Below are 19,147 nucleotides of genomic sequence, written 5' to 3' on the forward strand. Positions count from 1 at the left end.
TAGACATGACCGAGTATCTTACATGGCAACAAGAACACAAATCAAACCAAAAAACGAAAGTTACCCGAATTGGGTAAAGACTCCTAGCTAACCGAGGGAGAATTTACACACAAATTCGGACTTGATCCTTTGTTCGGTGCTCCTCGTGCAATGATGATGTGGTTTACTCAAGTAGCCGTGAAGGTCTTCTTATTCACGAGATCTATTGAGTATGACTCAATAAAGATGTATATTATTTATATCTATATTAACTAAGGATCTTTGGACCGTAATTAACCGGAGGACATTATGAAACTTGATATTTCTGAAAAATCTCTTCCCGTGTATGAGGCACTAGCAAGTGACGTCCGTCTTCAACTCATTCAACTACTGGCGAAATCCCCCATGAACATTAAAGAGTTAGCAGATGCCGTCGGACTAAGCAGCGCTATTATGACCATGCATGTGAAGAAGCTGGAAAAAGCGAAAATTATACGTACGGAAATGATGCCGGGTAAAGGCGGCGTCCAAAAAATATGTATTCTCGACGTCGATCAAATTGACATCGAATTTCCGCAAAAAAATGAGATCGTCCGTGAATATCATCGAATAGAGCTATCTGTTGGACATTACACGGATTTCCGAATTGAACCGACCTGTGGTCTAGCTACGCGCGAGCACATTATCGGCGAGTTAGACGAGACAAGGTATTTCTGGGATCCAGATCGCGTGGATGCCAAAATCTTATGGTTTACCAAAGGCTATATTGAATATAAAGTGCCGAACTTCCTGCTTACAAGTCAAAAGCCGGAAGAGCTTATCATCTCAATGGAAATTTCATCAGAAGCCCCCTCTACGAATAACAACTGGCCATCAGATATCTCCTTCTTCTTAAACCAAGTCCAGTTGGGTACATGGACGAGTCCAGGAGATTTCGGAGACAGCCGAGGCAAGTATACACCTTCTTGGTGGCCCATCGAAATTAACCAGTACGGTCTGCTGAAGCAGCTTCGAATCACGCGCGATGGTACGTATATGGACGGAAACAAAATATCAAATGTCACATTGGATGATGTCGATATACGGCAAAAGCAGTGGACGTTCCGCATCGCCGTACTCGAAGATGCCAAGCACGTCGGAGGAGTCACCTTGTTCGGAACAGGATTCGGCAACTATAATCAAGATATTTCGTTCCAATTATATTATACTCCTCTGCAGCAGGAATCCGCAGCACAGGCATGATGAATAAGCAAAACGATACGGCCCGCCTTCAACAAAAGACGGGCCGTATCTCTGCTAAGATTCACCGTTCATTTACACATGAGGTCTCTCCATCTTCGCGAGCTCTCTCTTAATCTACTTCCTTTAGCGATCCAATGCTTCGCATGCCTCCTGCGTTTTTCCTTATAAAGTTCCATATCCGCATGTTTAAACAGCTTGCTTAAGTTATTCCCATGATCCGGATACATCGCATAGCCCGCGCTGGATTTCACCTTTAAAGTATGCTCGTTAAGTACAATCTCAGTATCCTCTAATACCTCGTAAAACGCCTGTATGAACGTCTTCACTTCTTCCTGGCTTTGTACCTTTAACAATACTGCGAATTCGTCACCGCTGATTCTTCCAACAACATCCCCATCTCTTCTGCACTCCAGCAGCCGCTTCGCAAATTGTTTTAACAATTCATCCCCTGCTGCGTGTCCGTACGTGTCATTAATCGATTTAAACTTGTCAAGATCCATCATGATTAAAGCTACTTTCGCTTGATTCGCAGCAGCTTCCGCACATGAACTTTCCATTAGCTCCGTAAATCTTCTACGATTATAAAGACCCGTCAATGCATCATGGTAAGCCATATACTGAAGCTCTTGCTCAATTTTTTTCCTCTCGCTGATATCCCTGGAGATGACAAGGATGTGAGTAGAAGTATCGTTCGAATGAACAATGGGATTAAACGAAGCTGCCAGCCACACCCAACGTCCATTTCTGTGTTTTTTCCGGACTTCAATCATACAGGACTCCCCGGTTTCACGAACTTTCCGGTACACTTCCTCGATGTGCTGCTTGTCTTCTGGATGAATGGCTTCGAAAATCGACGTTTCCTCATGTTCGTACCCTAGAATTTTCTGATGAGATGGTGAAGAATATGCCACATTTCCATGAAAATCTGTAATTTTGATGATTTCGAACGAATTTTCTGTAATCTTGCTTAAGCGTTCCTCCGCGATCTGATAGGCCTGTTCCATCTCTTTCTGCTGCGAAATATTCGTGCATTGTATGAGTGCCCCCATGATGAACCCTTCATGATGATGTATTGGGCTCATCCGAATCCGGTACCTCTCTTCTTGAATGGTCCAAACCCATTCTTCCTCATAAACACATTGCTTCCCGAGCAGAACAGCGTTCAATTGGTCATCGAAAGCACCGCCTTTATCCCCACTGGCTTTCCATGGGAACTCATTTCTCTGAAATGCTTCGATCCATGCCCGATTGACCGCTGCTTTATGTCCATCCTGATCAACGACCATCGCAGGTTCTAACATGGAATTCAGCAAAGACGTTACGATCATCTCATTTTTCAGACTAACACCCATAACTTCCACCTGCTTCCGCACGATAATCAAAGAATCGCTTCGATATCCAGTTCCGTCTTTCTGCTTAAATCTATTGGCTTTCCGTTCACTTCGATAACGGGATGAATGGGATCGTAGGAGTGGATATCCATGATTTCCCCTACCGTACCATTTGTTAACAATACGCGATTGCCAATCAACCATTCCATCACGATTTGAAAAAAATGAACGCTCAACGTTGAGTCAAATTTATCATGGGCGTCTTCCGACATGACTCGAAGCACCTCAAATAGCGGAATGGAAGCCTTGTAACTGCGTTTGGAAATCATCGCATGGAACACATCGGCAATGGCCACAATTTTACTGAACGTTTCTATCCGATCCCCTTTTATTCCGGAGGGGTATCCGCTGCCGTCTTCCCGTTCATGATGCTGCAATGCAACAAGCGCAGTTCGTTCCGAGATCCCTGGAATCCGCCTGAGCAGATCATAGCCGTACTTCGAATGCTTCTTCATCTCCTCAAATTCCATACTCGACAGTTTTCCAGACTTATGCAGCACTTCTAAAGGAACTTTAATTTTTCCGATGTCGTGGAGAAAGGCGCATATGGTCAGTTCCTTTAGCTCTTCTTCACTCAATCCCTGACAAATCCCAATGATTCGAGTGATCATCGTTACTCCGACACAGTGTGTATATGTATACGCATCACGTTTAGCCATCGTTGCATAAATATGCCCAATCTCATGAATATGGCAAATCTGAATAATGATCGGAATGATTTGGTCTCTTAGTGATTTCAAGGGCAAACGACGGAACGCTTTAGCGATCCTAAACGCGTCTTGAAGCTCACGAACCGACTGGTCGATAAGCTGTACGTTGCAGTAAGGCTTTCGCTCCTCATTCAAAATCGTCACGTTCTGACTTACGAGCCTTTTGATCTCAGGGAATGTCAGATTGGAGCTGCTCGAGATGATCAGATTGTTAGAACGATGGGGGGTATAGGAATTCGTACAGTTCGTTTTCATACGAAGCTGTTCCAAGTTTGAACCTTTCATCGTTAACCACTACTTTCATAACAGCAGTTTTTTGTTCCGATTGCGGAAAATGGCAAACCTCTTGCTTGATATATCGTTTCCACTTTATGGATTGCCCATTCTTTTTTTAATCCATGCCTGCTAGATCTCTTGCATAGCGCTTTAATTCTTGCAGCAGCTGTTCCCGGACTTTCTCATCTTGTTGAAACTGCACACCGTATAAATATTCTCCTGCATAACTCTCCTGCCATAGTATTGTCCCTTCCAATTCCAATAGCTCAGACGCAATTTGGCAGCTGACAGCAAGATGGACCTCGTGCCTGCCTGCCGGAATGTTTAACGACGACGCCATCTTCATTCCATTCAAGCTCATGTCTAAAATCTGCAGTTTTCCCTCACTGCTGATCATCACCTCTCCGTCAATCCGAGTCATATGAAATGTACCCGGCAATGGCTGATGAAAAGTATATCGAAACGACTCCTCACGTCTGCTGTAATTCATCGCTGTTCAACCTGCCTTCCGTATAGTCCTAACCATTCTTCTTCCTCACAAGAGTCGAATCAGATGAAGAATTCCTCTCTTTATTGTGGCAATTTGATGGCATGTCCACATCGCCTATGTCTCCTAATTTGCTACATCCATCATGAAATAGGAGCATACTCCTAGTCATCATCCAAAGAAGAGACATCTGCCCGAAGTCTCTCAGCCTGTTGTAATGGATAAACGTCAAAAAAACCTTTCTCCATGATAGGAGAAAGGTTATCTTTTTGATAATACGATCGTCATGAGCTGGATTCGGTCAGTCACGCCCATTTTATTAAAAATGCTTGTAATATGATTTTTCACCGTATTCTCGCTGATGAATAAAGCTTCTGCGATGTCCTTGTTGTTCTTCCCCTTCGCGATCCACTGGAGCACTTCCTTTTCTCTTGGAGACAGCATGGTATATTCAGGTACCGGATCTGTTGTTTCCGATATCTCATTCGTTGAATAAGGGAAGTTCTCAGATACGACTTCAATATGTGCAACTTGTTTTTGCTGAAAGTTCAAATAGCTCTGAAATCCCAGTAAGAGCTGCCGATCTATCCAGCTGATTTCAGCAGGTACATTCTTTTGACGTAGATGCATGTCCATGAGATATAATGCCTGCGCTAGATGATCGTCATTCACAGTTGGCGGCGTCTCGTAAGACAATGCCTGAAAGTGCTCGACCAGCTTTACTAATTTGTCGGGAAGATCGGCTTTCTTCAATATATCGATTTCATAATACATCAGCTTGCAAGCTTGGATCACGAGCTCCACTTGTTCTGGATTCCAATGAACGAAACGTCCGAATTGTGCTGCCGTGCTTTGGCAAGCTTCCGCATAATTGTACTTGTCTGGATCCCACTGCCTCAACGACTCAAACAGCAATTCGATCTTTCCCGTCACATGATTCGATTGTCCAATAGTTTGTTCCAACGCAGTACTACCCATGAAAGCCAACGTATCCAGCAGCAGCTGAAATTCGTGATGCTGCGAATCGTAGTTAGCCAGCTCAACACAGAGTACTCCAACGATTTCATGATGACACGTGAGTACGCTTTCCAAAAAAACGGTACCTTCTGCGGCATCGGACTCAACGGTCGACACAGCTGACTCGCCTCTCCAATAATGATGTGCCAGCCTCTTCCCGTGCCTATCGGCCTGTTCCCTAGTCAGTCCCCTTGTGACCAGCTCCGCCGTCCGCATTTCGTTGTGCTTTCGGATCATCGCAAGCGAGGCCTTCGAATCCTGAATTAAATTAAGAGCCATATCAACCAGCAAGAACAATATTCTGCGTACATCCCTCACAGAAGTAATCACTCGTGATACTTCCATTAACGTCGTCAGTCGGCTCCGCTCAATTTCCAATGAATTCATAAGATCACGTCTCGAAATCCATTGACCGATACATTGCGACATCAGCCTACCTAGATTCATTAGCGGCTGTGTTGAAGTCACCTGTTGAACGCTTCCAAAAAACAGCACCCGAACGATTTCATCATGGCTTCTGATCGGGAAACAGTACAGTTCGGTCGGTACGATTCCCTTGGACGCAAAAAATTTCGTGCGTGGATCTGCGGCATGACATTTCCAATGACGATCCTGACCCGTAATGGCGACCTGTCCAAGGTAGCCTTCCCCAATCGAGAAGGACGACCCGATAAGAATACCGCCGCCTTCGCCTTCATAATCGGTAATTTGATACTGATTCCCTTCTCCTTTTACCGCATAGCCCAGAAAATCAATCTGGGATGAATAGGCCAAGCAGTCCTTCAGCAGGGCAGCGAAATCACCGTTGAATTCACTTAACCGTGACAGCAAGTGACCGAATTGATCAGAAAATCCTGTGTTCTTTGCAACCAGAAATTCATGGATGGAATAGACGGATATCAGGTCAGCTAACTCTACAGATTTTTCTTTGACGGTCTTTTTATTCGGCCAAGACGAAGAGAGTGTTTGTATATGTTCCAAAAATGGCTCCGCTTCAGGATACCGATTCCGAATGGACGATTCGACAGCATCTTTATCATCGGATTCCAGCAAAGGGCCCGACCACAAGAAGCAGCTTCTCCCGTCGGCGGCCTCGAATGGAACGATCACAAAGCTGAGGCCCGTATCTTCAAAGTCTAGAACGAGCGCTTCGCCTTCACCAGATCTTCCGTACTGCAGCATTCTAAACTGCCTGCTGGGCATAACCATACGTTCATAAATCCATTTGCCTAAGTCGCACATGTATACGGGCTCTGTCAACAATTGGCCTTGGGGTCCGGCAACTACAGACGAGAATCCATATGCAGCGCCGTAAGCATGCTGCAGCTGCCGAATCTGTTTCATTGACTCTCCCATACAACCACTTTTTCTATTACATCAGGCTGATTGTATTTGTAGTAGGCATGTTCACCTTCACCCACTCTTTGCAAAATAGATAGGGAGGTCAGTCTTTCCAACACCGGCATCAAATCTTCCCGTCTACGTCCCAGGCGCAAAGCCAAGCCCTGCTCATTTTCTATCGAATAAGGGTTTTCTTCAAAATATAATGAACATTCCGCTTGCAATGAAAGCAATCTCGCTTGGCTCATCTACTTTCCTCCTCACACTAACCGAATGAACGGTTTTTCAGATATGCTTTCGATCATATGAGGAGCAGACATTTGACCCGTCGGCGACTTCGTAATCTGTAAATATTGATAGTTTCCATCCACCCAAGTACGAATTACGCCATTGCCCACCCGCTCTAAAAATGAGGATACCTCCGGCAATATTTCAGAAAAGTTGCACAGAGCAAGTATAGTCGTCCCGGTAGACCTTGCTCTGGCGGCCTCTTCAGCAAAGAAGCGCTTCACAAAATCGATACCTCTCGTGGAAAAAATCGTATTCAAATCGTAGTATACAAACCAATGCTGACCTTTCTTCGAATCTTCCAATATTTTCGGGGCCAATGTATTTGTGATGACCTGTTCATATTCTATTTCACTCATACCGTTCATCTTGAATACGGCGTCACCATATTGATGCTGTTCAACACGATCAAAGGGATCGATGAAAAAGACCCTATCCTGCTTTACCATCTCATCCAGTGAAATATCGTACAATTCTGCATTCTGACGAATCAAGTTAACCGATGAAGAACCGGGAATCAGCGAAAGTACCCGATTTCCTCTCCGCAACTGCTCAAAATAAATTGAATTCAGTAAATATTGATAGTTTGCTTTGCTGTTTGTATCCAAAATAAAGACAGATCCTTGCGGAAGTCCTCCAGATAAAAGACCGTCCAAGCTTGGAATACCTGTCGAAATATTGTCCGTATTTTCAGAAAGAATCTTATCTTCAACCATAGAAAACAGCGGCGCCAAATGAATGCCGTTGCTCATAAACTTGATATTATGCTCACCTTCCGTGATTCTTGTACCTCTCATTTTCAATACTTCCAATGTACGTTTCCGGTACTTGTTCATTAGGGGCTTCAATTCCAAGCGGATAACTCCGTCCACGACATAATTCTCGAAAGGCACCAAATGAGGCGTATCATATGTTTGTTCCCGTATGAACATGGAAGTAATGTTCAGCTTGCGCAAAATATTGCGAAACCCATAAATGGTTTTTCTTAACATTTCGTCATTCTCTGCGCCATATCTTAATAGACTAATGCTGTCAATGACAAGCCGACGGCACCCGATTTCATCTACCATCTGCTCAAAAAATCCGTCTTGTACGACAATCTCTTTCATCAAAAGCTCAGGCGAAATACAAACGATCCGCAGCTGATTGCTTCTCTCAAGCGTTCGCAGATCCCAGCCAAAAGATTGCGCATCGGCATATATTTGATTGGGGAGCTCTTCAAACGTAATATAGATGCCGCCTTGCTCGTGATTCACAGCGCCATCATATAAAAACTGCAGACCCATCGTTGTTTTCCCCGTTCCGGGAGCGCCTTCAACAACGACAGCAGCCCCTTCAGGAAACCCTCCCGAAAGAATACTGTCCAATCCTTCAATTCCTGTGGTAATGTGTTTTTCCATCAATTACCTGCCCCCAATATCGTGATGAACTAGCATGATATATTGGACATTATTATACCATATGAATTGTCCATCGGTCATTGTAAAAGGAAAAGACAACTACCCGTGTACTACGATTTCTTTGAAGCTCTCTGCAGCTTATGATACTTCACAATGAGCACATCTAATTCTTCGCTTTTTTTAATGATTTTCGCATCTTTAATGGTCCCGGACTGGAGTGATAGCTGTATCAATTGCTCTCTTACGACTTCAATTTCAACGATTAATTGCTGCAGCTGTCGGTCGTCTATGTCACTCCCCCCAATCCATAATTCCATCTTCACCACATCATGGCGAGTGTTTATTCCATTGTGGCAAGTTATGGTCCATAAGAAAATCACCGAGTAGTCCTATTCTATTTCATTTTTATAAAATAGCACTTCACTCCTATGAAATCGCAGAATGATAGATTGGCATCACTCTTTTTGTTCAGTGCTGATTTTAAACAGCCCTTTGGCAGGCATCGGTTCTGCCGCATGTGTATCCGGCCATAGACCGGGGTCTTTTCCGTGAAAAGCAATTTCTAAGAGCCACCGAGTAAATGGAGCGACGTTCATTTGAAGCGTTTCCTCGTAACTGAAAAATCCTGCTCCATCCACTTCCACACCATCTGCCTTAGGTTCCCCTTCCACATAGTCCATAGAGAACGCCACATACAAATTATGCGGATCGCGGGGCTGATCACGAAGTGCGACAATGCTGCGTATCTTTGCCTTAATGCCCGTCTCTTCCCAAACTTCCCGTTCTACGGTTTCCTCAATCGTTTCGAACTGCTCGATAAATCCTCCGGGATTCGTCCAGTAGCCTTTCCCTGGGTTTTGCGCTCTGCGCACCAATAGCACCCGCTTCTCCTTGAACAGAAGTGCGCCAACGCCAATACTGTAGTTTCCCCAATACACAAAGTCACACTTCGGACAAGCCCTGCGATCCGAATCTCCGATAAGTCTTGTTTCCAAAGGAGTACCACATGTTAAACAATAATTAACCTGCATCTATCGCTGCTCCATTTCCACGACATGTCGCTTGTATTATATTAAAAATCGGCTCAGCATCGGCAGCAGAAACTGCATTGCGCCCAGACCCAATTGAAACCGGCCGCCTTGGGCCAGCCCTCCATTCGGTCTGGTCAAATTTGCATCTGGACCGAGTCCCATCCCCCCAGGAATAAAGCTAAAAGGATTGAATGCTCCTCCTCCAAGCGGGCCTCCGCTGTTATTTTGCCCGCCGCCACCCAACATGCTGCCAAGTAATCCTCCAAGTAAACCTTGCACTTTGACTTGCTGCTGCGGATCCAATCTTTGCTTGCCTTTTTGTCCGGTAAAATAGATTTTGCCATTCTCCACCTTATGAATCGTACCCACATAATAGCTGCCGGTTTTCGATACCAAACAAACAGGATGACCGATCCAACGCTTCGCTTCACTCTCCGTTAATCCGGATGGCGTTTGTACCACATTCATCACCTCTTGATCTCCCGAAGAAGCTTTTCCCCAAGCCATTATCTATGTGCGGAGATCTATGGCCGCATGACCCTTAGATAACAACCAAGTGAAGCTTTCCAGGTATGTATTGCCAATTTATGATGAATACGAGCACATTGCTTGTACGCTTGACCCGTCCGGATTACTGTGCTGGAACGCCTATGATTCCCAAGGAGGCTTATCCTGATCGGAGGCTTGATTGGCCCTCTCTTCATCCGCAGTCCAATCTCTTGACTCGTAAGACGACGGCTTTGCCTTCAAATGCTCAATCACTTCATCCAACTCTTGCGGATTCAGCAATTCAATGGGCGATACGCCTTTATCAAATTGAAAGGAATCTCCCTCGATCAACACGATGTATCTCCCATTCATACGGGCGATGTGAATCTGATCACCATATTGCGCAAGAAGACCTTTCACAGCAATACCGTCCAGCTTAAACTTCAGCTCTAAATCCTCTTTTTGCTCAACGAGAAATGACCGGGCTTCCATCACCTGCTGATGATCCCATTTTTGCTGAAGCTCCCTCTTCTCACTGGCAGCCCAAATTTCGAAGCTTTCCTCTTCCTGTTTCCGTTCTGCATGGTCTTCGCCCTGCCATTTTTCCTCTATATAGGAGCTTACCATCTGAACCATCTGCTCATTCAATATTTCGGGTACCGATTTTTCATAGCTGACAAATCGTAAGAAATCCTCGAAATATCTTGCATGCGAGGCTTGATGAATTTTTAGCTCCGCTTCCTCCCGCATCCCTTCCTCCGGCATATACGGATACTGAATCGATTTAATATTTCGGGCACTGATCGCCATCTCTACTTCCGAAATAAGGCTCTTTTCATCAGAGATACGGGCAATCTTTTGTTCAAAGTCGCATTTCATGATGAACAAAAAAGGCTCGTCAAAATAAGGATTGATTTTCGCCCTAGATACAATGAATGCACCGCCCCGTACAGCGCTCGTATCCATATAGGTCCGTACCATCTCATCCGCACCGCCTAAGAACATATCCTTGTCTTCAGCGGTAAGCAGCCTGTCAAACAGGTTGAAATTCGGATTGCTGTCCAGCGGATGCCCTGGCTCTACAATAAACCGCCCTACCTTCGTCGGCGCATTCTCGGAATTCGGATTTTTCTCTACCTTCCGTTTCACAATACGTACAAATTCTCCGTCCAAGAATCGTTTAATCTCGCTGCTTTCATACTGCTCTTCGTTTAAAGTTTGGTAATGTTTATATCGTTTCGTTGATTCGCTCTCCTCTTCCCCTTGAATGACGAAGAAAGATAAATTCTGTACTGAAATATCCATCTGCAGGCTCCTTTTTGCACTTGCATCCGGCGGCTTACGCCGCCCATTCAAACACGAAACCTATTATATCACCTGCAGGCTGCCCAACTCTACTAAAAACCAGCATCTTCTTGCTGGACATTGTTCCTTCACTTTCATCCAAAAGCATGTTTTCTATCAAAACTGCAATTGTGGTAAAATAACGATGTCTTTGATACCCCATTTTATTAGCGATCCTATGCTTTTGCTGCAGAACGGAGGAAACCCTGTGTGGGATCAAATGAATTTCTGGCAAACCCTTCTGACCTGGCTGCCGGTCATTAACTTTTTCGTCGGATTAGCGATTATTTTCTTGGAGCGTCGGAGTCCTGCTGTTACGTGGGCTTGGCTCATGGTTTTGATCTTAATCCCTGTACTCGGATTATTTCTATATATCTTTTTAGGTCAAAACCTCGCGCGTCAAAAAGTATACAAGGTGAAACGAACTACACTGCAGACGATCCGCAAGCTGGTCAGCGAGCAGGAGGAACAAATCCGTTCCGAATGCTTCCAATACAATAATCCAATTCTTCAAAAACAATCGAGCTTAATTTCTCTAAACCTTCACTACAGTTCTTCTCTTCTTTCATCGGACAATCGGCTCACTTTGCTCAAGGAGGGAGAAGCGAAGTATCAAGCTTTGCTGGAGAAAATTCATCGTGCGCAGCACCACATCCACCTTCAATATTATATTTATCGCAATGACGAAATCGGGCGAAAAATTCGAGATGCACTCGTCGAAAAGGCAATGGAAGGTGTGCAGGTCAGACTGCTGTATGACGCTATCGGCTCTGCGGGATTGCCGCGGCATTTTTTCCGGGAGCTTAAAAAGGCCGGTGGAGAAGTGTTCTCCTTCTTCCCCTCACGCATTCCTTATGTAAACATTCGATTGAATTACCGAAATCATCGGAAGATCGTTGTCATTGATGGACATATCGGATTTCTTGGAGGGTTTAATGTAGGGGACGAGTATTTGGGAAAGGATCCGTTCTTCGGCTATTGGCGTGATACACATCTAATGATCGAAGGCAGCGCCGTGCTGTCTCTGCAGATGCAGTTTGCTTTGGACTGGTCCGTTGGTGCACGAAGATGGATCAATACAGACGAAATGTACTTCCCACGATCGCTTGGTACGGGAAACACCCCGGTGCAAATCGTGTCTAGCGGTCCAAATTCCGAGCAGCAGCAAATCAAATCCGGTTTTCTAAAGCTGATTTATTCTGCCAAACGCTGCATTTACATTCAGACGCCATACTTGATCCCGGATGAGAGTGTGCTCAATGCCTTGAAAATCGCCGCAATGTCCGGAATCGAGGTGCACATCATGATTCCCCGCAAGGGAGATAATCGGTTTGTGCATTGGGCATCTAAGGCCTATTTAGGGGATTTGTTGAAATACGGCGTGAAAGGATATTTTTATAACAAAGGCTTTTTACATTCGAAAATGCTCATGATCGATGAGGAAACGGCAACCGTCGGAACAACCAATCTGGATAACCGCAGCTTTGCGCTCAACTTTGAGACGAATGCTTTCATCTATGATACGAACATCGCACATCAGCTCCGCGATATGTTTGCTGCGGATTTGCAGGATTCCAGCATTGTCTCCTATGAAGAGTACGAACGCAGGAGCTGGACGAGCAAGGTAGCCGAATCTGCCGCGCGCTTGCTGTCTCCCATTCTGTGATCGCGTGTTAAAGCACCCATGTATACAGGCCATATATACATAGAACGTTGATGAGTACAAGCAGAGGAATACCGATAATGAAGGAGCGGTGCTTCGTTTTGTGGCGAAACATGCGCATACCAAGCCAGCAGCCTGCGGCTCCGCCTAATGCAGCAATTGTGAAAAGGCGCTTTTCAGGAATACGCCGCTGCTTTCGCACCGCCCTCACTTTATCGCTCTTCATCAGCCACAGCCCGATCAAATTCATTGCAGAGTAGTAAATAATGAGTATTTGAATGATGTTCACTTCCTTTTTTTGTATCGTACGCTAGGAACCTTATTCCCTTCTCTCCGATCTTAAGGGCAGTGCTCCAGGAGGAACATGTCCATTCAGAACTTCAATCGTTACGGCTTCGAATTCTCCTTCATAGGCAAATATCGTTCCTAACGTTCGATGATTCACCTGAACGGTAATGCGATATTTCTCCGCTTCATCATCGTACCATTCACACACCTCAGCGATTCCCGTCAATCGGTAAGGAAAGCGAAACTGCAGCCATCCCTCATAGAAGCGCTGTTCCCCTGAACGGATGCGTATCCCTCCATTCGGCGCAGCCGACAATTCCAGATCGACAGCCAGATGCTGATGCGTTCCCAAGTAATCGACAATCCGACTTCTCTCCTGACTATAAATCATGGTTGCGTCAAATCGGCGCAATGTTCGCGGAAATTTGAACGTACGAATCCACGTTACCGTCTCTCTACCGAACGGATCACGATAAGGATAATTTTCGATTGAAAAAGGAATATTCCTGCCTCCGTTTGGGAACATCATGTGTCTCTTCGTCCCAACATACAGCGGAAGGGCTGCCCATCTCGCATACGAGATGCGATGCATCGTTCCGACCCCAACGGATGCTTTCCGATCAGAGCTGGATATGCCGAAGCGCTCCTGAATTTTCGGATGGAGCCGGCCAAATTGATCTCCAAGCGCGATTTGATAAATCGATACCATACGATTAACCCCTTGTTTTATGATTTATTTCTTTTACAACGTGCCGCAGACGGGATATCTTTCCCCGTCCAATATGCAATCATCGTTAAGCCGATCATCGCAAGTGGAAGAAGCATCGGATTCAGAGGACTAAGTATCAGCCTTGGAGCATTCCACACCGATCCTGCTCCGAGTAATAGCAACAGGACGATATGAACCGCGTAAATGGCCGAGTGCTTCCTAGCAAAGAGTAGACTCGCGGCTATCCCAATCTCCAGCACAGCAAGGAGCGGAAGCAGCATCTCCGCATTTTGGAGCAAAGGCAGCGCTTGTCTTAGCAGCTGAATTTCCCCTTCCTCCGGAAACCACAGTTTAGGAACGATGCCCTGCACCAGCCACAGTAAAGCAAGAAAGGCGACAGCGGTGACGTAAACCGCCGTGTGACGGAAGGACCTCTCCGGCGGGATGCCTTCTTCGATCCAAAGCTTCAGCCGATCAAAACTCCACGCCGTCCCCCAACCCATCAGAGGTCGAAACAGCAGCCGGTCAATTATTCTTCCAAACCATCCAAACCGGGTATCATAATCGTACAAGGTCATAAATCGGATGCCCCTATCTATCGGAATGTATCTCCAGTATCCTCCTCCCTTCCGAATCAGCGAAATTGCCTGTTCAGACCCAAACTTCAAAGTGGACGTTCGTTCCCCGGAATCCCTCATATGACTGCCGGACGTCTCCCCTGTCCCGCTGATGTTCAAACCGAAGCCGATTCGTGTCCTGTACAGAAAAGACTGAAGCATTCCTTCCTCACGGGGTAAATAATGTATCTCCGAGAAACGCAGATCCCATCGTACATGCTCTTCGGGATGTTGCGTTCTGTTCCATATCGTATCCATATCGGAGTCGATGTCTATCTCCACATATATTGGTTTTGATGTACGTTTTCCCATTGCAGATTCCCTCCCCTCCTCATGATAAAAATCGGTGACGGTGATGCCGATCGATGATAAGGCACTGCTCGTTCCATGGAAACCAGCGATGACGGCGTTTTGCGATAACATCATAACATGCATCCCGAAATCGCTTAGGCAAGATAATGAACATAAAACCCGCGGACCACGGCATCCCCAGCGATTTCAGCACGTGCAGCGCAGCCGCTGACTTCGTCAAACCAAGGCCTTCTCGAATATAAATGAAGGTGCTGAGCTGCTCTGCATCCAGACCGCACCTTTCGGCTATCTGTCTGCCAAGCTGTGATTGCAAAGGAGCGAAATAAAACATCTCCTTGCGGTCCTTCTTCAGCACAAATTGTACGGTTCGGCTGCATAACCCGCATTCTCCGTCATACAGCAGCAGATGCTTCGGCATGCCTTTCTTCTCCATGTTCAACCGGCTTCCTTTCTTCTCGTTGCCTTCATACTAACAGTATATACGGTACTTCACTTTCAAAGCAGTTCTAACTTTTATAGACTTCAACAGATAAAGGGCCTACAGTTTATAGGCCCTTTCGGTTCACTTTATCGACCGCCTCTTTGCGTGAGCTTGCGTTCAGCTTTTTCAAAATGCGGTTGATTTGGTTTTTCAGTGTGCTTTCGGACTTCACCAGCTTTTTCTCCATCTCGGGAACCGTCAGTCCCTGCTCCATCATCTCGAATACTTCCCGTTCAGCCGGAGTGAGCGGATTCAACTGTTCTTCTCTCTTCAACCTGGAAAATTCCTTCAGCAATACGTCCATTGCCAGCGGCTGTCGATGAACTAGCCTGATCAAATGCGGAAGCTGATCGAAGTCATTTTTCAATACGTACTGCACCGCCCCCGCCGTAAACGCTTTACGGATCATGTCCTCGCTGCTTACAGAGGTAAGCATGATCACTTTCACTGACTTTCGTTGTAATATTTCAGCAGCTACCTCGATCCCGGACAGCTCCCCTTCTGCAAGCTGAATATCCATCAGCACGACATCGATCTCCAGTGCATCTGCTAGTGCAAGTGCCTCAGCACGATTCGAAGCCGCACCCGCGAGCATAAAATCCGGCTCCTGCTGAAGATATCCTTGAATTGCCTGGATCCAATCAGGGTCATCTTCAACAAGCAGTATTTTAATGAAATCCTTCATGTCGGACCCTCCTGTAAGGAAACTACTTTTTTGTTCGGAAACAGCAGCGTTACCGTTGTTCCTTTCTGAGGAACACTGCCAATTTCAAAGCCAATGCCCGCTTTACGCAGCACCTGATAGCAGTAGGTCAACCCTAATCCATAGTTCGATTGGCTCGATTTCGTAGAATAATAGGGCTCAAATATGCGATCCAGCTCTTTTCTCGTCATGCCTGGACCCGTATCCTCGATGAGAAGCAGCAGCTTTCTTCGTGTTTTCTTCATTCGAATACGAAGAGTACCGCGATGATTCATAGCTTCGAGCGCATTACTGATCAGATTGGTCAACACCTCGGCGAAATGGACGGGATCAGCGAAGACGGCTAGCTGCTCGTCCATTTCAAGATGAATCTCAATCCCATCCGCCTTGGAATTCATCTTCGATTGCGATAAAACCTGCTGCATCAGCGGTTTCACATGAACAAACTGCTCCTCCCACTCCATCTCGCGCAGCTGTTGAAGAATTCTCTGGCTCATTTCCAGAAGATGATTCGAGGAACGCTGAAGCAGCTTCAGCTGTTCCAGCTGACTTTCGTTTAGGGGTCCTAATCTTTTCAAATTTTCCGCAGCAAGACGTATTTTGCCGATATCGTTTTTTATAGAATGGTTGAGAAAAGCGGCACCCGTGTGAGCCGCTCTTACAGAGCTTTCCAGCGGGTTCGCTTCGACCCGGATGCGTACGCCGAGCATGCCTTGGTACACGGAGAAGCTTGTGCCTAAAGCAAATGAATATGCGATAAACCAACCCACATAAGGAAAAAAGCTGAAGTCGGGCTGAAACAAAGGAATCATATAGATGAATAGGACAACGGCCAGCAAGGTCGGAGCGACAGCCAGCGCGGTGAACATTCGATTGGTAAAGAAACGGGACTGCCTTTCACTGATGGCAGCATACAAAAACATCCATGCAGACCCCAAATAATAGAAGATGGCGACCACACATAAAGCTGCTGCGGGCACAGACGGTTCGGTTTGGGAATAGTCCGTAAAGCACACCATGCTGACGATCGGAAGCATTGTCACCCATTTCCACCATGAACGCTTCCTCAGATCTACCTTCCCTGCATATGAAAAACCAAACCAAAGTGCGAAATACGGCGTCACGACCAGATTCGAAATATAAAGGACGGCATAAATAGCTGCAGCAACCCAGCCGCTCTCACCCTGATGTTCAAGAAGGAATGCCGACTTGAATTCCTCTGCGAACCCGCCTAAGGAAGCACAAACGAAAAATAAAGCTCCCCAACGATTCACTTCACCTTTTCTGTTTGCAAAGAACAGCACTCCTGCAGCCGCAGTCAATACGAAGGAATACAACAGCATCATGTTCATTGTCTATCCGCCTTTACGATCACTACACTCATTTCTTAATCTTATCATACGATGCTATATGTGTTTTTGAAAGCCATTCATTTCATTCGCAAATATAAAAAAAATCACCCTTCACAGCTTGAAGGTGAAGGGTGAATGGTGCGTCTTGGATTAGACCAAACGATAAACTCTTGATTCGTACGGAGCAAGCTTTAACTCCCGAATACTGTCATCTGTTGTGACAGGTCGATTCGAAATCAGCAGCTCTGCTTTAGAATAGGCAATCTCATCAGGAAGCTTGAATGAAGCTTCTTTCGCAAATAAATTACAAACGATAACCCATTTTTCATCGCCAAGCGTACGCGTATATGCATAGACCTGCTCGTGTTCCGGTACAATGAGGTCGTATGTGCCATAAACGGCGATTTCATTTTGTTTGCGAAGCTCGATCAGCTTTTTATAATAATGATAAATCGAATCCGGATGATTCTTCGCTTCCTCGACGTTGATTTGTTTATAGTTGGGATTAACCTTAAGCCAAGGCTTGCCTGTCGTGAAGCCGGCATTCGCTGAAGCATCCCACTGCATCGGAGTTCTTGAATTGTCGCGTCCCGACTTCCAAATCACGCGCATAATCTCTTCATGAGTTTTGCCGTTCTCGATTTCATTACGGTACATGTTTTTGATCGCTACATCGTTATAATCTTCAATGGATTCGAATGCTACATTGGTCATCCCGATTTCTTGGCCTTGGTAAATGAACGGCGTCCCCTGCATTAAGAAATACATCGTTGCAAGCGCCTTTGCCGAAGCGTCCCAATACGCTCCGTCGTTCCCCCATACCGAGACAGAACGCGGCTGGTCATGGTTCTCAAGGAATAACGCGTTCCAGCCCATGCCTTCCAGTCCTTTCTGCCAACGGGTTAACGTCTGTTTCAGCTCCTGCAAATCCAATCCGCCTTCTGCTTCCATCTTCCACAATCCCAGATGCTCGAATTGGAAGATCATATCAAAGGCGCCTTTCTCCTCACTCACCCAGCGTTCAGCACCTTCTGCACTGACGCCGTTTGCTTCCCCAACGGTCATAATGTCGTACTTGGCGAACGTTTCCCTCTTCAGCTCATCCAGAAATTCATGAATCCCCTCACGGTTCATATGACCTTCGTACGAAGGCACGTAGCGCAGGTTGTTCGGATTCGGCATGTCCGGAAAGCCCGGCACCTTCTTAATATGCGAAATCGCATCCACACGAAAACCGTCAATCCCTTTATCCAGCCACCAGTTGACCATCGCGTATAAATCTTGGCGAACCTTCGGATTCTCCCAGTTCAGATCAGGCTGCTTTCTTGAGAAAATGTGCATAAAGTATTGTTCGGTCTTATCGTCGAATTCCCAGACCGAACCGCCGAATATACTTTCCCAGTTGTTCGGTTCGCGACCATCCTTGCCGTCGGACCATATGTAATAGTCGCGTTTCGGACTGTTCTTGCTTGAACGGGATTCAATGAACCACGGATGTTCATCCGAGGTATGATTGATGACCAAATCCAAAATGAGCTTCATTCCTCGGCGATGCGTCTCATCAAGCAGCTGATCGAAATCACGCATTGTACCAAACTCGTCCATAATATCTTGATAATCCGAAATATCATATCCATTATCATCATTCGGCGATTTATACATCGGGCAGATCCAAATGACATCAATGCCTAATTCCTTTAAATAATCCAGTTTGGAAACGACCCCCTGCAGATCTCCAATACCGTCTCCGTTGCTATCCATAAATGACCGCGGATAAATTTGATAAGCAACGGCTTCTTTCCACCATTTTTTCATGCGTGTTGACTCCTCATTTTGTATTCTAGAACAGTATTCTCCCTTCAATTTTACGATATAAATGAAAAAATGCAAACGAATGCACAAAACATTAAAATCGTAAAGTGATATGCTAGCTTATATAGAAAAGACGCAAAGTTGCACGACTTTCCGATCAGCGCAGAGGAATGATCTTATCAATTGCAGAAATCACTAGATTAAATCAGTGATGC

General features: G+C 45.7%; 20 protein-coding genes. 2 read left to right on the forward strand and 18 right to left on the reverse strand.

All coding sequences use genetic code 11. From position 1 onward, the window contains the following. Positions 1-288 precede the first annotated feature (288 nt). The gene (locus ACFPXP_RS06775) at positions 289-1,221 is read left to right on the forward strand and encodes an ArsR/SmtB family transcription factor (protein ID WP_379893468.1); all 933 of its coding nucleotides are present in this window, start codon (positions 289-291) and stop codon (positions 1,219-1,221) included. A 68-nt stretch (positions 1,222-1,289) separates the two neighbouring features. Here the strand turns inward: ACFPXP_RS06775 and ACFPXP_RS06780 are convergent, their stop codons facing one another. The 11 genes from ACFPXP_RS06780 to ACFPXP_RS06830 all read right to left on the reverse strand — a co-directional run bounded on the left by ACFPXP_RS06780 (position 1,290) and on the right by ACFPXP_RS06830 (position 11,158). Next, positions 1,290-2,573 (reverse strand): diguanylate cyclase domain-containing protein, encoded by a 1,284-nt coding sequence (locus tag ACFPXP_RS06780; RefSeq protein ID WP_379893469.1) that lies wholly within the window; start codon positions 2,571-2,573, stop codon positions 1,290-1,292. 26 nt (positions 2,574-2,599) lie between these two features. After that, a complete protein-coding gene (locus tag ACFPXP_RS06785; protein WP_379893470.1) occupies positions 2,600-3,607 on the reverse strand; it encodes an HD-GYP domain-containing protein in 1,008 nt (335 codons plus the stop codon). Positions 3,608-3,713: 106 nt separating this feature from the next. After that, a complete protein-coding gene (locus tag ACFPXP_RS06790; RefSeq protein WP_379893471.1) occupies positions 3,714-4,088 on the reverse strand; it encodes a PilZ domain-containing protein in 375 nt (124 codons plus the stop codon). 258 nt (positions 4,089-4,346) lie between these two features. Next, complete coding sequence (locus tag ACFPXP_RS06795) at positions 4,347-6,446, reverse strand: helix-turn-helix transcriptional regulator (protein WP_379893472.1); 2,100 nt, start codon at positions 6,444-6,446, stop codon at positions 4,347-4,349. Beyond that, the gene (locus ACFPXP_RS06800; RefSeq protein WP_379893473.1) at positions 6,443-6,691 is read right to left on the reverse strand and encodes a hypothetical protein; all 249 of its coding nucleotides are present in this window, start codon (positions 6,689-6,691) and stop codon (positions 6,443-6,445) included. The genes ACFPXP_RS06795 and ACFPXP_RS06800 overlap by 4 nt, the downstream gene beginning before the upstream one ends. A gap of 12 nt (positions 6,692-6,703) precedes the next feature. Next, positions 6,704-8,131 (reverse strand): ATPase domain-containing protein, encoded by a 1,428-nt coding sequence (locus tag ACFPXP_RS06805; protein WP_379893474.1) that lies wholly within the window; start codon positions 8,129-8,131, stop codon positions 6,704-6,706. 110 nt (positions 8,132-8,241) lie between these two features. Further along, positions 8,242-8,448 (reverse strand): Spo0E family sporulation regulatory protein-aspartic acid phosphatase, encoded by a 207-nt coding sequence (locus tag ACFPXP_RS06810; RefSeq protein WP_379893475.1) that lies wholly within the window; start codon positions 8,446-8,448, stop codon positions 8,242-8,244. A 138-nt stretch (positions 8,449-8,586) separates the two neighbouring features. After that, positions 8,587-9,126, reverse strand: a complete 540-nt coding sequence (locus ACFPXP_RS06815) for an NUDIX domain-containing protein (RefSeq protein WP_379893476.1) — start codon at positions 9,124-9,126, stop codon at positions 8,587-8,589. A 72-nt stretch (positions 9,127-9,198) separates the two neighbouring features. Next, positions 9,199-9,630, reverse strand: coding sequence for a hypothetical protein (locus ACFPXP_RS06820; RefSeq protein WP_379893477.1), 432 nt, complete (start codon positions 9,628-9,630; stop codon positions 9,199-9,201). 180 nt (positions 9,631-9,810) lie between these two features. After that, the gene (locus ACFPXP_RS06825; protein WP_379893478.1) at positions 9,811-10,956 is read right to left on the reverse strand and encodes a DUF3900 domain-containing protein; all 1,146 of its coding nucleotides are present in this window, start codon (positions 10,954-10,956) and stop codon (positions 9,811-9,813) included. Between the two features lie 34 nt (positions 10,957-10,990). Next, the gene (locus tag ACFPXP_RS06830; protein WP_379893479.1) at positions 10,991-11,158 is read right to left on the reverse strand and encodes a hypothetical protein; all 168 of its coding nucleotides are present in this window, start codon (positions 11,156-11,158) and stop codon (positions 10,991-10,993) included. 45 nt (positions 11,159-11,203) lie between these two features. On the opposite strand from ACFPXP_RS06830, the gene cls reads away from it, so the two are divergent. After that, positions 11,204-12,661, forward strand: a complete 1,458-nt coding sequence (gene cls / locus ACFPXP_RS06835) for a cardiolipin synthase (RefSeq protein ID WP_379893480.1) — start codon at positions 11,204-11,206, stop codon at positions 12,659-12,661. A 7-nt stretch (positions 12,662-12,668) separates the two neighbouring features. Here the strand turns inward: cls and ACFPXP_RS06840 are convergent, their stop codons facing one another. From ACFPXP_RS06840 to ACFPXP_RS06870, 7 genes are all read right to left on the reverse strand, one after another. After that, positions 12,669-12,947 (reverse strand): DUF1294 domain-containing protein, encoded by a 279-nt coding sequence (locus tag ACFPXP_RS06840; RefSeq protein ID WP_379893481.1) that lies wholly within the window; start codon positions 12,945-12,947, stop codon positions 12,669-12,671. 30 nt (positions 12,948-12,977) lie between these two features. Continuing rightward, positions 12,978-13,655, reverse strand: coding sequence for a DUF4166 domain-containing protein (locus ACFPXP_RS06845; RefSeq protein ID WP_379893482.1), 678 nt, complete (start codon positions 13,653-13,655; stop codon positions 12,978-12,980). 17 nt (positions 13,656-13,672) lie between these two features. Next, a complete protein-coding gene (locus ACFPXP_RS06850; RefSeq protein WP_379893483.1) occupies positions 13,673-14,584 on the reverse strand; it encodes a DoxX-like family protein in 912 nt (303 codons plus the stop codon). 19 nt (positions 14,585-14,603) lie between these two features. Beyond that, complete coding sequence (locus ACFPXP_RS06855) at positions 14,604-15,017, reverse strand: thiol-disulfide oxidoreductase DCC family protein (RefSeq protein WP_379893484.1); 414 nt, start codon at positions 15,015-15,017, stop codon at positions 14,604-14,606. Between the two features lie 112 nt (positions 15,018-15,129). Next, complete coding sequence (locus ACFPXP_RS06860; RefSeq protein ID WP_379893485.1) at positions 15,130-15,750, reverse strand: response regulator transcription factor; 621 nt, start codon at positions 15,748-15,750, stop codon at positions 15,130-15,132. After that, the gene (locus tag ACFPXP_RS06865) at positions 15,747-17,120 is read right to left on the reverse strand and encodes a sensor histidine kinase (protein ID WP_379893486.1); all 1,374 of its coding nucleotides are present in this window, start codon (positions 17,118-17,120) and stop codon (positions 15,747-15,749) included. Before ACFPXP_RS06865 ends, ACFPXP_RS06860 begins: the two co-directional genes overlap by 4 nt. A gap of 150 nt (positions 17,121-17,270) precedes the next feature. After that, on the reverse strand, positions 17,271-18,935 hold the full coding sequence (locus tag ACFPXP_RS06870) for a glycoside hydrolase family 13 protein (RefSeq protein WP_379893487.1): 1,665 nt from the start codon (positions 18,933-18,935) through the stop codon (positions 17,271-17,273). Positions 18,936-19,147: the final 212 nt, after the last annotated feature.

This window comes from Marinicrinis lubricantis (genome assembly GCF_042658665.1).
Classification (GTDB): Bacteria; Bacillota; Bacilli; order Paenibacillales; family KCTC-33676; genus Marinicrinis; species Marinicrinis lubricantis.

Bases quoted from the DNA above. Each gene is read 5' to 3' on its own strand.
- ACFPXP_RS06775 (WP_379893468.1), top strand. From the start codon at position 289: ATGAAACTTGATATTTCTGAAAAATCTCTTCCCGTGTATGAGGCACTA.
- ACFPXP_RS06780 (WP_379893469.1), bottom strand. From the start codon at position 2,573: ATGGGTGTTAGTCTGAAAAATGAGATGATCGTAACGTCTTTGCTGAAT.
- ACFPXP_RS06785 (WP_379893470.1), bottom strand. From the start codon at position 3,607: ATGAAAGGTTCAAACTTGGAACAGCTTCGTATGAAAACGAACTGTACG.
- ACFPXP_RS06790 (WP_379893471.1), bottom strand. From the start codon at position 4,088: ATGAATTACAGCAGACGTGAGGAGTCGTTTCGATATACTTTTCATCAG.
- ACFPXP_RS06795 (WP_379893472.1), bottom strand. From the start codon at position 6,446: ATGAAACAGATTCGGCAGCTGCAGCATGCTTACGGCGCTGCATATGGA.
- ACFPXP_RS06800 (WP_379893473.1), bottom strand. From the start codon at position 6,691: ATGAGCCAAGCGAGATTGCTTTCATTGCAAGCGGAATGTTCATTATAT.
- ACFPXP_RS06805 (WP_379893474.1), bottom strand. From the start codon at position 8,131: ATGGAAAAACACATTACCACAGGAATTGAAGGATTGGACAGTATTCTT.
- ACFPXP_RS06810 (WP_379893475.1), bottom strand. From the start codon at position 8,448: ATGGAATTATGGATTGGGGGGAGTGACATAGACGACCGACAGCTGCAG.
- ACFPXP_RS06820 (WP_379893477.1), bottom strand. From the start codon at position 9,630: ATGAATGTGGTACAAACGCCATCCGGATTAACGGAGAGTGAAGCGAAG.
- ACFPXP_RS06825 (WP_379893478.1), bottom strand. From the start codon at position 10,956: ATGGATATTTCAGTACAGAATTTATCTTTCTTCGTCATTCAAGGGGAA.
- ACFPXP_RS06830 (WP_379893479.1), bottom strand. From the start codon at position 11,158: ATGGGGTATCAAAGACATCGTTATTTTACCACAATTGCAGTTTTGATA.
- ACFPXP_RS06845 (WP_379893482.1), bottom strand. From the start codon at position 13,655: ATGGTATCGATTTATCAAATCGCGCTTGGAGATCAATTTGGCCGGCTC.
- ACFPXP_RS06850 (WP_379893483.1), bottom strand. From the start codon at position 14,584: ATGGGAAAACGTACATCAAAACCAATATATGTGGAGATAGACATCGAC.
- ACFPXP_RS06855 (WP_379893484.1), bottom strand. From the start codon at position 15,017: ATGGAGAAGAAAGGCATGCCGAAGCATCTGCTGCTGTATGACGGAGAA.
- ACFPXP_RS06860 (WP_379893485.1), bottom strand. From the start codon at position 15,750: ATGAAGGATTTCATTAAAATACTGCTTGTTGAAGATGACCCTGATTGG.
- ACFPXP_RS06865 (WP_379893486.1), bottom strand. From the start codon at position 17,120: ATGAACATGATGCTGTTGTATTCCTTCGTATTGACTGCGGCTGCAGGA.
- ACFPXP_RS06870 (WP_379893487.1), bottom strand. From the start codon at position 18,935: ATGAAAAAATGGTGGAAAGAAGCCGTTGCTTATCAAATTTATCCGCGG.